Here is a 13,363-nt window from a genome sequence, read left to right as displayed (position 1 = left end):
GACCTTGACGAGGAGAATGGCATGGCAGCCCTTTCGATCCCCGCCCGGTTCGCCGAGCAGCTCGCGCGGACCCCGGACGCGACGGCGGTGACCGAGGCCGCGACCGGAGTGAAGCTGAGCTACCGCGAACTGGACGAGCGGGCCAACCAGCTCGCGCGGCACCTCATCGGCCTCGGTGTCGGGCACGAGGACCGGGTCGCGGTGCTGATGGAGCGGTCGATCGGCCTGGTGGTGGCCTTTCTCGGGATCCTCAAGGCCGGCGCGGTCTACACGCCGATCCACGAGTCGTACCCGGCCGAGCGGCAGCAGTGGGTGGTCGACCGGGCGGAGACCGGGGTGCTGCTCACCGACGAGGTGACCCGCGCGGCGGGCGTGCCGTCGGGGGTCACGGTCGTCGTGGTGGACGACCCGGCGCTCGGGCGCGAGCCGGTCGCCGACCCCGGCGTGCCGGTCCATCCCGGTCAGCTGGCCTACGTGATCCACACGTCGGGGTCCACCGGCCTGCCCAAGGGCGTCGCGGTGGTCCAGCAGGACGTCGTGCGGCTGCTGGACGATCCACAGTGGACACCCGAGCGGTACGCGCGGTTGCTGCTGCTGGCGCCGTACGCCTTCGACATCTTCATCTTCGAGGTCTGGCTGCCGTTGCTGCACGGCGGCGAAGTGGTCGTCGCGCCGCCGGGACGGGTGGAGCCCGCGAAGCTGCGCGAGCTGATCACCACGCACGGGATCACCGGGCTGCACCTGACCGCGGGCCTGTTCCGCGTGATCGCGGAGGAAGCGCCGGAGACGTTGCGCGGGCTGCGCGAGGTGCTCACCGGCGGCGACGTGATCGCGCCGACCGCGGTCAGCCGGGTGCTCGAGGTCTGCGACGGCCTCGTGGTCCACGCGACGTACGGCGCGACCGAAGCGACGGTGCTGTCCACCAGCCTGCCGCTGACCGGCGGCACGCCGATCGGCACCACCGTGCCGCTCGGCGGACCGCTGACCGGCGTCACGATCCGGGTCCTGGACGCCCTCCTCGCACCGGTGGCCGACGACGTGGTCGGCGAGATCTGGCTCGCCGACGGCGGTCTCGCGCGCGGCTACCTCGGCCAGCCCGGCCTGACCGCCGAGCGGTTCGTGGCCGACCCGTTCGGCGCGCCGGGGTCTCGCATGTACCGCACCGGCGACCTGGCCCGCCGGCGGGCCGACGGCGGGCTCGAGTTCCTCGGGCGCGTGGACAGCCAGCTGAAGATCCTCGGGTTCCTCGTCGAACCGGCCGAGGTGGAGGCGACGCTGGCCGGCTTCCCGGGCGTGGCCCAGGTCGTCGTCCTGGCCCGCGAGCTCGAGAACGGCGAGAAGCAGCTGGTCGGTTACGTCGTCGCGGAATCCGGCGAGATCGACCTCGCGGCGTTGCGCGCCCACACCAAGACCCGGCTGCCGGACTACATGGTGCCCACGGCGTTCGTCAAGCTGGACAAGCTCCCGCTGACCGCGAACGGCAAGCTGGACCGGGCGGCGCTGCCGGCGCCGGACTTCGACCAGGCCGCGACCTCTCGCGCCCCGGAAACGGACCTGCAGCGGGCCCTCTGCGCGCTCTTCAGCTCCGTGCTCGAGGTGGCCGAGGTCGGGATCGACGACAGCTTCTTCGAGCTCGGCGGGCAGTCGCTGCAGGCGATGCGGCTGCTCAACCGGATCCGGACCGAGCTCGGCGCCGACGTGCTGATCAACGCGCTGTTCGACGCACCGACCGTGGCCGAGCTGGCCGCGTTCGTCGACGCCCAGCAGACCGCGGCCTGAGACGAGGAGAACGCGATGACCGGATCGACCCGGCCGCTGACCGGCGACGAATACCTCGAAAGTCTCCGCGACAACCGCGAAATCTACCTCTACGGCGAACGCGTCAAGGACGTCACCGAACACCCGGCGTTCCGCAACCCGGCGCGGATGACCGCCCGGCTGTACGACGCCCTGCACGACCCGGCGCACCGGGACGTGCTGACGACCGCGACCGACGCCCCCGGCTCCGACGGCTACACGCACCGGTTCTTCACGACGCCGCACAGCGCCGACGACCTGGTCGCCGACCAGCGGGCCATCGCCGCGTGGTCGAGGCTGGGCTACGGCTGGATGGGCCGCGGCCCGGACTACAAGGCGTCGTTCCTCGGCACGCTCGGGGCGAACGCCGACTTCTACAACCCGTTCGCCGTCAACGCGCGGCGCTGGTACCGGGAGTCGCAGGAGAAGGTCCTGTACTGGAACCACGCCTTCGTGCACCCGCCGGTCGACCGGAACCGGCCGCCGGACGAGGTCGCCGACGTGTTCGTGCACGTCGAAAAGGAAACCGACAGCGGCGTGGTGGTCAGCGGCGCGAAGGTCGTCGCGACGAACTCCGCGCTCACGCACTACAACTTCATCGCCCACACCGGGCTGCCGATCAAGGACCGCAAGTTCGCCATCGTGGCCACCGTGCCGATGAGCGCGCCCGGCCAGAAGCTGATCTGCCGCCAGTCCTACGCCGCCTCGGCCGCGCTGACCGGGAGCCCGTTCGACTACCCGCTGTCCTCGCGGCTGGACGAGAACGACAGCATCCTGGTGATGGACAAGGTGCTGATCCCGTGGGAGAACATCTTCATCTACGGCGACGTCGCCAAGGTGGGCATGTTCACCGGGCACTCCGGCTTCAACGAGCGCGCCATGTTCCACGGGTGCACGCGGCTCGCGGTGAAACTCGAGTTCATCGCCGGGCTGCTGGCCAAGGCGCTGGACATCACCGGGGTCTCCGACTTCCGCGGGGTGCAGACGCGGCTGGGCGAGGTGCTCGCCTGGCGCAACCTGTTCTGGGGGCTGTCCGACGCGGCCGCGCGGAACCCCGTGGCGTGGCGCAACGGCGCCGTGCTGCCCAACCGGGACTACGCCATGGCCTACCGCTGGTTCTCCCAGGTCGGCTACGCCCGGATCCGGGAGATCGTGCTGCAGGACGTCGCGAGTGGACTGATCTACCTGAACTCCAGCGCGCAGGACTTCCACAACGACGACATCCGGCCGTACCTCGACAAGTACCTGCGCGGGTCGAACGGGGTCGACGCGGTCGAGCGCGTGAAGGTGATGAAGCTGCTCTGGGACACGGTCGGCACCGAGTTCGGCGGCCGGCACGAGCTCTACGAGCGCAACTACTCCGGGAACCACGAGAACACCCGGACCGAGCTGCTCCGCGGGCAGCTCGGCGACGGCCAGCTCGACGGCTACCGCGACTTCGTCGACCGCTGCCTCGCCGAGTACGACCTGGACGGCTGGCAGGCACCCGACCTCACCTCGTTCACCGACATCGGCGCGGCCGCCCGCGCCATGCTCGGCTGACCTTGTTCCGGTCTCCTCAGACAGTGATAGGACACGTGATGAGCACTACTGACGAGGTGGCGGTCCCCCCTTACCGGCTTCCGCCGGAGCCCGGCCTGACCGAGCAAGAGGTCCTCGCCCGCGCCGAGCGGATCGCCGAGACCCTCGTCGACCGGCAGCAGGAGACCGAGGAACGCGGGTTCTGCGCGCTGGACACGCAGGAAGCGCTGCGGAAGGCCGGCTTCTACCGGCTGCTGGTGCCGAAGCGGTACGGCGGTTACGAGTTCGGGATCGACACCCACATGCAGGTGGTGGCCCGGCTCGCCCGCGGGTGCGCGTCGACGGCGTGGATGTACACCTTCGGCGCGTCCCACGCCCACCTGGCCGCCACGCTGTTCAGCGAAGAGGCGCAGGACGAGCTGTTCGCGGGCGGCGACTTCATCTGCCCGGGCGTCGTCGCGCCGGCCGGCTTCGCGGAGCCCGCCGAAGACGGCGGCTGGATCGTCGACGGGGTGTTCCGCTACGCCTCCGGCTCGCCCTACGCCACCCACTTCGTCGGCCAGACCTTCGTCGCGGGCGAGGAAGGGGAACCGCCCACGCAGCTGATGTTCATCGTGCCGAGGAGCCAGTGGCAGCGGCTGGACGACTGGGGTTCGCAGATCGGCCTGAAGGGCAGCGGCTCGTCCAGCGTCAAGATCGAGCGGGCGCACATCCCGGCGTACTTCGCGCTGCCCGGCACGCACATGGGGCTGATCTCCGTCGTGGGGGGAACGCCGGGACTCCGGTTGCACGGCAACACCTTGTACGGCGGCAGCGTGCTGGCCCCGTTGAACTTCCAGGTCGGCGCGCTCGCCGTGGGCATGGCCAGCGCGGCGCTGGACGTCTACGGCGAGCTGACGCGGGAACGCACGATCGCGTACCCGCCGTTCGGAACGCGGGCCGACGACCCGGACTACCAGCTGCGGTACGGCGAAGCGGCGGGCCGCATCGCGGCGGCCCGCGCGGCGATGACGGACATGCTGCGGCAGTGGCACGAGACGGCCGAGCTGGGCACCGCCACCCGCGAGGTCGAGCTGCGGATGTCGATCATCAGCCGCGAGGTCGTGCGGCTGGCCTGGAGCACGGTGTCGGAGATCCTGATGCCCACCGCCGGGACCAGCGCCATCCGGGCGGGTGAACGGCTCGAGCGGATCTGGCGGGACATGTCGACCCTGCACACGCACGCCGGGGTGAACATCTACCTGGCCAGCATCGCCCCCCGTGAGCTCGCACGGCTGGCGCTCGGCGTCGCGAGCTGAACCCCACCCCCGTATCGCCATGGTCAGGAGGAATCGGTGATCCACAGTTTGGTGCTGGACCAGCAAATCCAGGAATACGTGATGGACGTGTCGCTGCGCGAGGACGACATCGCGCGTGAGCTGCGGGCGGCCACCATGCGGCTGGGCCGCGCCCGCGGCATGCTGACGCCGCCGGAGGAGGCCCAGCTGCTCGCCTTCCTCGTCCGGCTGACGGGCGCCACCACCGTCGTCGAGGTCGGGACGTTCACCGGGTACGGCACGCTGGCGATGGCTCGCGCGGTCCCCGAGCACGGCCGCGTCATCACGTGCGACCTCAGCGCCGAGTGGGCCGAGGTCGGCCGGCCGTTCTGGGAGCGGGCCGGGGTCGCCGACCGCATCCGGTTCGAGATCGGGCCGGCCGTCGAGACCTTGGACGCGCTCTTGGCCGACGGCGCCGCCGGCACCGTCGACTTCGCGTTCATCGACTGCGACAAGGAAAGCTACGGCGACTACTTCGAGCGGTGCCTCGAGCTGCTCCGGCCGGGCGGCCTGCTCGTGGTGGACAACGTCCTCTGGTCGGGCAAGGTGGCGCGCCCCGGCATCAGCGACGAGGAGACGGACTCGCTCCGGGCGCTGAACGCCGCACTGCGCGACGACGACCGGATCGAGCTGAGCCTGCTGCCCGTCTTCGACGGCGTGACCCTGGCGCACAAGCGCGCCTTGCCCGCCGCGGCTTAGCCGGACCGAGTACGGCGATCGGCCCGCGTCCGGAATGGCGCGGGCCGTTCGCCGTGTCCGGATCCGCCGCGGCGGGTCCGTCCACATGGCACACAGAAAGAACGCTTCCGGCGCGCGTGAATGCGACCATCCCTGAAGCCGGCCTCCTCTACGCCGGCACTGGGGAGTAATGAAATGCTGAACAGAAGACGTATTCTCACGCTCGGCGGACTGACCGTGGGTGGAGCGGCCGCCGGATTCCTGTTGCCGAAGGGCACGCCCGCGCACGTGCAGCCACTGGCCGACGCGCACCTGGGCGGGCAGATGGCCGGGATGGACATGGCGGGCATGCACCACGCCGGGCCCCTCGCCGCCATCACCCCGCCGCCGACCATCACCCCGTTCACCACCGCGATGCCCGTGTCGCCGGTGCTGCGCCCGGTCACGCGCAGCTCGACCACGGACTTCTACCGGCTGGCGCTCCAGCCGGCGAACGTGGAGATCTTTCCCGGCAAGACGACTCCGGTGTTGACGTACGGCGGTCTCTTCCCGGGCCCGACCATCCGTGCCCGCACCGGCCGCGCCGTGCAGATCGCCTACACCAACGGCCTGGGCGACCTCTCCAACGTCCACCTCCACGGCGGCCACACGCCTCAGGACAGCGACGGCTACTCGATGGACACCATCGCGCCCGGGGCGTCGCGCACCTACCGGTACCCGAACCTGCAGCAGGGCGCCACGATGTGGTACCACGACCACGCGATGGGCTTCGAAGCCGACCACCTCTACCGCGGCCTGCAAGGCTTCTACGTCCTCGAGGACGACGTCGAGACGCCGCTGCGGCTGCCCACGGGCGAGTTCGACGTGCCGATCATGCTGCGTGACGCGCAGTTCGACGAAAACGCCGCCCTGGTGAGCGACTGGCCGAACCCGCGCGACACCGTGCTGGCGAACGGGAAGGTCCAGCCGTACTTCCGGGTCGCCGCGCGCAAGTACCGGTTCCGTCTGCTGAACGCCGCGAACGAACGGCTCCTGAAGCTGAACCTGAACGGCGCGGAGATGCTCCGGATCGGTTCGGACGGCGGCCTGCTGCCCGCCCCGGTGCCGGAGACCGAGCTCTCCCTCGCTTCGGGCGAGCGCACCGACTTCGTGGTCGACTTCGGCAAGTTCCCGGTCGGCAAGCAGCTGGTGCTGTCCGACGCGAGCGCCGGCGCCGTCCTGCGCTTCGACGTCGTGCGGCCCGCGCCGGACCCCAGCCGCGTCCCCGACGTGCTGCGCCCGCTGCCCGCCCTGCCCCCGGCGACGGTGACGCGCGACATCACCCTGAACTTCGACTTCAGCGGCACCACCCCGCTCGCCCTGATCAACGGGAAGACCTTCGACCCGAACCGGGTGGACTTCCGGATCAAGCGCGGCACCACGGAGATCTGGCGGATCCACAACGCCGACGCCGTGCCGCTCGACCACACCTTCCACATCCACCTGGTCCAGTTCCGCGTCCTCGACCGCGGCGGCGCGCCCCTGCTGCCGGTCGACGCGGGCCGCAAGGACACGGTGTTCGTCAGCGCCGGGAACACGGTCACGGTCCAGGCCACGTTCGGCGAATACCTCGGCAAGTACGTCTTCCACTGCCACTTCATCGAGCATTCGGTGCTGGGCATGATGGGCCAGATCGAGGTCGTGCCCTGATCCCGGCCCGGCACTTGTAGAGATGAGCCCGCCGAACCCGCCACGGCAGACTGGAAAGCGAGCCGCCTGCCGTGGCGTGGGCGGCCGTACCGATCCAGTTCCAGCCTGATCGTCCTAAGTGGAATGAGGTTGCCGTGTCCAATCCGTTCGAGGACGCCGACGCCCTGTACCTGGTCCTTGTCAACGATGAAGGGCAGTACAGCCTGTGGCCCGCCGGCATCGCCGTCCCGGCCGGCTGGAGCACGGCGCACGACGCGGACTCCCGCGCGAACTGCCTCGAGTACGTCGAAGCGCAGTGGACGGACATGCGGCCGAACAGTCTTGTCCGGGCCGAACGGGCGTGACCGGGATGTATCTCCAGCGGCAGCTGGGTGACCCGGGCTGGAACGACTCCGCGCGGGACGTGCCCGTGACGGTCTTGCCGGAGCTGTTCGCGGCGCAGGTGCTGCGGACGCCGGACGCGGTCGCGGTGGAGTGCGCCGGTGTCTCGTGGTCGTACGCGGAGCTGGACGCGCGGTCGAGCCGGCTGGCTCGGTACCTCGTGGAGCTCGGCATCGGGCCGGAGGGCCTCGTCGCGGTGGCACTGCCACGGTCGCTCGGGATGGTGGCGGCGGTGCTGGCGGTGGCCAAGGCCGGCGCCGCCTACCTGCCGATCGACCCGGGCTACCCGGCGGACCGGATCGGGTTCATGCTCGACGACGCCGCCCCCGGCCTGGTGATCACCGACCGGGCGACCTCGGCGCGGCTGCCGGAGGCGGCGGGCGTGGCCGTGCTCGACCTCGACGACGACGCGGTCATCGCGGCGGCGGCCGGGCGGAGCGCCGCCGTCGTCACCGACCGGGACCGGCTCCGGCCGCTGCGGGCCGCGCACCCGGCCTACCTGATCTACACGTCCGGGTCCACCGGGCGCCCCAAGGGCGTGGTGGTCACCCACCGCGGCCTGGCGAGCCTGTCCGCGTACCTGATCTCGGCCTGCGGGATCGGGCCGGAGTCCCGGGTGGGGCAGGTGGCGTCGCTCAGCTTCGACGCGGCCGTCATGGAACTGGTGATGTCGCTGCCCGCCGGCGCGGCGCTGGTGCTGCCCGAACCGCGGCAGCTGGCCGGCGAGGTGCTGGCCGAGGCGCTGCACGAGCTGCGGGTCAGCCACGCCCTGATCGGGCCGGCGTCCCTGGCCGGGGCGTCCCCGGACCAGCTCCCCCTGTTCGAGTGCATGCTCGTCGGCGGCGAAGCGTGCCCCGGCGAGGTCGTCGCCGAGTGGTCGCCGGGCCGGCGGATGCTCAACGCCTACGGCCCGACCGAGGCGACCGTGGCCGTGACGATGAGCGGGCCGCTGTCCGGTTCGGACGCCCCGCCGATCGGGAAACCGATCTGGAACGCCCGGGTGTACGTGCTGAACGAGCGCCTCGAAGCGGTGGCGCCGGGCGTGCCGGGCGAGCTGTACCTGGCCGGTCCGGGGCTGGCGCGCGGGTACCTGAACCAGGCCGCGCTGACCGCGCAGCGGTTCGTCGCCTGCCCCTTCGGGTCCGGGGAACGGATGTACCGGACCGGCGACCTGGCGCAGTGGCGGGAAGACGGCCAGCTGGAGTACCTGGGCCGGGTGGACCAGCAGGTCCAGGTCCGCGGGTTCCGGATCGAGCCGGGTGAGATCGAGGCCGTGCTGGCCGCGCAGCCCGGCGTGGCCCAGGCCGTCGTGATCGCCAGGGAGGACCGGCCGGGCGACCGGCGGCTGGCGGGCTACGTCGTGCCGACGCCGGGGAGCCGGGTGGACCCGGTCGCGATCCGGGCCGCCGCGGCCGCCGCCCTGCCCGTCTACATGGTGCCCGCCGCGGTGGTCGTCCTGGACGCGCTGCCGTTGACGGTCAACGGGAAGCTGGACCGCAAGGGCCTGCCGGCCCCGAAGTACGCCGCCGGGACCGGGCGGGAGCCGTCCACTCCGGCCGAAGAGCTCCTGTGCGAGCTGTTCGCCGGCATCCTGGGCGTGGACCGGGTCGGGGTGGACGACAGCTTCTTCGACCTCGGCGGCCACTCGCTGCTGGTGGCCCAGCTGATCAGCCGCGTGCGGTCGGTGCTGGGCGTGGAGCTGGAGATCCGGACGGTCTTCGACCACCCGACGGTCCAGCTGCTGGCGAAGTCGCTGGACGAGGCCGGGGAGGCGTGGCCGGCGCTGGAGCCCGCCGACCGCCCCGAGCGGCTGCCGCTGTCGTTCGCGCAGCAGCGGCTGTGGTTCCTGGCGCAGCTGGAGGGGGCGAGCACGACCTACAACGTGCCGTTCGCGTGGCGGCTGCGCGGGCCGGTGGACGCGGGCGCGCTGACCGCGGCGCTGGGGGACGTGGTCGCGCGGCACGAGGCGTTGCGGACGGTGTTCCCGGTCGCGGACGGCCAGCCGTACCAGCGGGTGGTGCCGGCCGCGCAGGCGGCGCCGCCGGTCACCGTGGTGCGAGCCGCGGAAGCCGACCTGCCCGAGCTGACCGCGGAAGCGGGCCGGTACGCGTTCGACCTGTCCCGTGAGCTGCCGGTGCGCGCGTCGCTGTTCGAGCTGGGCGCCGACGAGAGCGTGCTGGTGCTGCTGACGCACCACATCGCCAGCGACGGCTGGTCGCTGGGCGTGCTGCTGCGGGAGCTGGGCGAGGCGTACCAGGCGCGGCTGACCGGCGACGCTCCCGAGTGGACGGACCTGCCGGTGCAGTACGCGGACTACACGCTCTGGCAGCGTGGCCTGCTGGGCGGGGACGAAGAGGGCGACAGCGTGCTGGCCGAGCAGCTGGCGTACTGGAAGTCCACTTTGGACGGCCTGCCCGAGCAGCTGGACCTGCCGTTCGACCGGTCCCGCCCGGCGCACCCGACCTTCCGCGGCGGGCACGTCGACTTCGGCGTGGACGCGGACCTGCACCGCGCGCTGGTCGAGCTGGCACGCGAGCACCAGGTGACGGTGTTCATGGTGCTGCAGGCCGGGCTCTCGGTGCTGCTGTCCCGGTCCGGGGCCGGCACCGACATCCCGATCGGCGTGCCGGTGGCCGGCCGCGGCGGGGACGAGAGCCTGCAGCGGCTGATCGGGTTCTTCGTCAACACGCTGGTGCTGCGCACGGACCTGTCGGGCGACCCGAGCTTCGCGGAGCTGCTCCGCCGGGTCCGCGACGGCGACCTCGCCGCCTACGCGCACCAGGACGTCCCGTTCGAGCGTCTGGTGGAAGTGCTGAACCCGGCCCGCTCGGCCTCGCACCACCCGCTGTTCCAGGTGATGCTGGCGTCCGATGAGGACACCGACCGCGAGTGGAATGTCCCGGGCCTGACGGCGCAGGACCTCGCCCTGGCCGGGAGCTCGGCCAAGTTCGACCTGACGCTGACGTTCAAGTCGCGGCACGAGCCGGACGGCACGCCGGGCGGGATCGGCGTCTCGCTCGAGTACGCCGCGGACCTGTTCGACCGCGGCACCGTGCGGGCGCTGGCCGGCCGGCTGGTCGCGCTGCTGGGCCAGGTCACCGCGAACCCCGGGCTGCGGGTCGCCGACGTCGACCTGCTGACGGCGGCCGAGCGCGAGCTGGTCGTCTCGAAGTGGAACGACACGGCGCGGGACGTTCCGGCGACGGTGCTGCCGGAGCTGGTCTCGGCGCAGGCCGCGCGGACGCCGGACGCCGTCGCGGTGGCGGCCGGGGACGTCACGTGGTCGTACGCGGAGCTGGACGCTCGGTCGACCCGGCTGGCGCGGTACCTCGTCGGGCTGGGCGTCGGGCCCGAGCGGCGGGTGGCCGTGGCGCTGCCGCGGTCGCCGGAGATGGTGGCCGCGGTGCTGGCCGTCTCCAAGGCCGGCGCGGCCTACCTGCCGATCGACCCGGGCTACCCGGCCGACCGGATCGCGTACATGCTCGAGGACGCCGACCCGATCGTCCTGCTCACCAACCGGCAGGCCGGGGCCGAGCTGCCCGGCGGGAACCGGGTGGTCTTCGTCGACGACCCGGCGGTGGCCGCGGTGGTGGCGGACCTGCCCGGCGGCACGGTCACCGACGAAGAGCGGCTCGCGCCGCTGCGGGCCGGGCACCCGGCCTGGGTGATCTACACGTCCGGGTCGACCGGGCGGCCCAAGGGCGTGGTGGTCAGCCACCAGGGCGTGGCCAACCTGGCCGCGTTCGCGGTCGCGACCCTGGCCCTCACCCCGGAGTCCCGGGTGGCGCAGCTGCTTTCGCTGAGCTTCGACATGGCCCAGCTGGAGCTGCTGTCGGCGTTGACGTCCGGGGCGGCCCTCGTCCTGCCCCCGCCAGGGCAGCTGTCCGGCGACGCGCTGGCCGGCACGCTGCGCGCGCTAAGGGTCAGCCACGCGGTGGTGGCGCCGGCCGCACTGGCCGGCGCGGACCCCGGGAGCGTGCCCGGGCTGGAGTGCCTGGTCGTCGGCGGCGAAGCGCTGCCGGGCGAGGTCGTCGCCGAGTGGTCGGCCGGCCGGCGGCTGTTCAACGGCTACGGCCCGACCGAAGCGACGGTGTGCGCGACGATCGGCGGGCCGCTGTCCGGGGGCGGCACCCCGCCGATCGGCGGGCCGAACTGGAACGTGCGGACGTACGTGCTGGACGGCAGGCTGTCGCCGGTACCGCCGGGCGTGGCCGGCGAGCTCTACCTGGCCGGCCCGGGCCTGGCCCGGGGCTACCTGAACCAGGCCGGGCTGACCGCGCAGCGGTTCGTGGCCTGCCCCTTCGCGTCCGGCGAACGGATGTACCGGACCGGCGACCTCGTGCGCTGGCGCGAAGACGGCGAACTGGAGTACCTCGGCCGGGCCGACCAGCAGGTCAAGGTCCGCGGGTTCCGCATCGAGCCGGGCGAGATCGAGGCCGTGCTGGCCGGGCAGCCCGGTGTCGACCAGGCCGTCGTCGTGGTCCGGGAGGACCGGCCGGGCGACCGGCGGCTGGTGGGCTACGTGCAGCCCGAGGCCGGGTTCGCGCCGGACCCGGCGGAGCTGCGGGCCGCGGCCGCGCGGGTCCTGCCCGGGCACATGGTGCCCAACGCGGTGGTGGTGCTCGACGCGCTTCCGTTGTCGCTCAACGGGAAGCTCGACCGGAAGGCCCTGCCCGCGCCGACGTTCACCACCGGTGCCGGGCCGGCGGCGGCCACGCCACTGGAGCAGAGCCTGTGCGAGCTGTTCGCCGAAGTGCTCGGCGTGGAGCGGGTCGGGGTCGAGGACAGCTTCTTCGACCTCGGCGGGCACTCGCTGCTCGCCGCCGTCCTCGTCGCCCGCCTGGAAGAGCAGTTCGACATCACGATCAATCTCCGGGACTTCCTGGCCGATCCGTCCGTCCGCGGCGTCACCCAGAGGAGCGAAGAACGATGATGGACCTGGCCGCCGGCGGCGTCACCGTCTACTGGACCGCGCGTTCCAGCATCAGGCGCGATGTGCAGGACCACCTGCGCACGCTCCTCGATGTCGCCGGGTGGGCCGAGGAAGCCGGCTACCGCGGCGCGCTGATCTACAGCGACAACACCTCGGCCGACTCCCTGATGTCGGCCCAGGCGGCGATCGCGAACACCGAGAGCTTCGTGCCGCTCGTCGCCATCCAGCCGATCGACCTGAGCCCGTTCGCGCTGGCCCGGTCGGTGTCGTCCCTGGCCCACCTGTACGGCAGGCGGATCGACATCAACTTCGTCAGCGGCGGGTTCAGCCGCGATCTCACCGTCCAGGGCGACACCGCGTCGCACGACGAACGGTACGACCGGCTCACCGAGTACGCGACGATCGTCAAGAAGCTGCTCACCGGCGGCGTGGTCAACTTCACCGGCCGGTACTACAACTTCAAGCGGGCGCGGCTCACCGCTCCGGTGCCCCACGACCTGCTCCCGACGGCGTACATCTCCGGCTCGTCGCCGGCCTGCCTGCAGGCGAGCGAGGCGCTGGGCCTCACCCAGCTCTCGTTCCCGTTGCTGCCGGACGAGCACGTCGCCCCGGACGTCCGGAAGAGCAAGTTCGGCCGGGGCATCAGCGTGGGCATCATCGCGCGCGACGACTCGGCCGAGGCGTGGCGGATCGCGCACGAGCGGTTCCCGGCCGACGCGGACGGCAAGGAGCGGATGAACCTGCTCCTCTCCGCCGCGGTGTCGTCCTGGCAGCCGCAGCTCGCCGCCGTGCCCATTCCCGACGAAGCGGCGGGACAGGCCTACTGGCTGGTCCCCTTCCGCTACCACCACACGTTCTGCCCCTACCTGGTCGGGAACCACGACGAGGTGGCGCGGGCGTTGACGACCTACCTCAACGGCGGCATCCGCACGTTCGTCCTCGACATCCCCCGAGAGCCGGAAGACCTGTGGAACGCCCGGATCGCGATCGAGCGCGCCGTCGCGGCCGCGGACGGCGCGGGGTCGGCACCACGGGTCGCCTGATCCAC

General features: G+C 72.1%; 8 protein-coding genes. All 8 read left to right on the top strand.

The window, feature by feature from the left end; translation table 11 throughout:
• Window positions 1-21: 21 nt before the first annotated feature.
• Window positions 22-1,779: a non-ribosomal peptide synthetase gene (locus ACZ7PG_RS47210; RefSeq protein ID WP_470245780.1), complete on the top strand. Its 1,758-nt coding sequence runs from the start codon at window positions 22-24 to the stop codon at window positions 1,777-1,779.
• Window positions 1,780-1,794: 15 nt separating this feature from the next.
• Window positions 1,795-3,339: a 4-hydroxyphenylacetate 3-hydroxylase family protein gene (locus ACZ7PG_RS47205; RefSeq protein WP_470245779.1), complete on the top strand. Its 1,545-nt coding sequence runs from the start codon at window positions 1,795-1,797 to the stop codon at window positions 3,337-3,339.
• A gap of 38 nt (window positions 3,340-3,377) precedes the next feature.
• Window positions 3,378-4,616: an acyl-CoA dehydrogenase family protein gene (locus tag ACZ7PG_RS47200; RefSeq protein WP_470245778.1), complete on the top strand. Its 1,239-nt coding sequence runs from the start codon at window positions 3,378-3,380 to the stop codon at window positions 4,614-4,616.
• Between the two features lie 36 nt (window positions 4,617-4,652).
• Window positions 4,653-5,333, top strand: coding sequence for an O-methyltransferase (locus tag ACZ7PG_RS47195; protein ID WP_470245777.1), 681 nt, complete (start codon window positions 4,653-4,655; stop codon window positions 5,331-5,333).
• A 174-nt stretch (window positions 5,334-5,507) separates the two neighbouring features.
• Window positions 5,508-7,001: a multicopper oxidase family protein gene (locus ACZ7PG_RS47190; protein WP_470245776.1), complete on the top strand. Its 1,494-nt coding sequence runs from the start codon at window positions 5,508-5,510 to the stop codon at window positions 6,999-7,001.
• A gap of 134 nt (window positions 7,002-7,135) precedes the next feature.
• The gene (locus ACZ7PG_RS47185) at window positions 7,136-7,345 is read left to right on the top strand and encodes an MbtH family protein (RefSeq protein ID WP_470245775.1); all 210 of its coding nucleotides are present in this window, start codon (window positions 7,136-7,138) and stop codon (window positions 7,343-7,345) included.
• A 5-nt stretch (window positions 7,346-7,350) separates the two neighbouring features.
• Entirely contained in the window at window positions 7,351-12,315 is a 4,965-nt protein-coding gene (locus ACZ7PG_RS47180; protein ID WP_470245774.1) for an amino acid adenylation domain-containing protein, read from the top strand.
• A complete protein-coding gene (locus ACZ7PG_RS47175; protein ID WP_470245773.1) occupies window positions 12,312-13,358 on the top strand; it encodes an LLM class flavin-dependent oxidoreductase in 1,047 nt (348 codons plus the stop codon). The genes ACZ7PG_RS47180 and ACZ7PG_RS47175 overlap by 4 nt, the downstream gene beginning before the upstream one ends.
• Window positions 13,359-13,363: the final 5 nt, after the last annotated feature.

The sequence above is a fragment of the Amycolatopsis sp. NPDC114504 genome (genome assembly GCF_055633595.1).
This window is presented reverse-complemented; position numbering and strand designations above follow the sequence as displayed.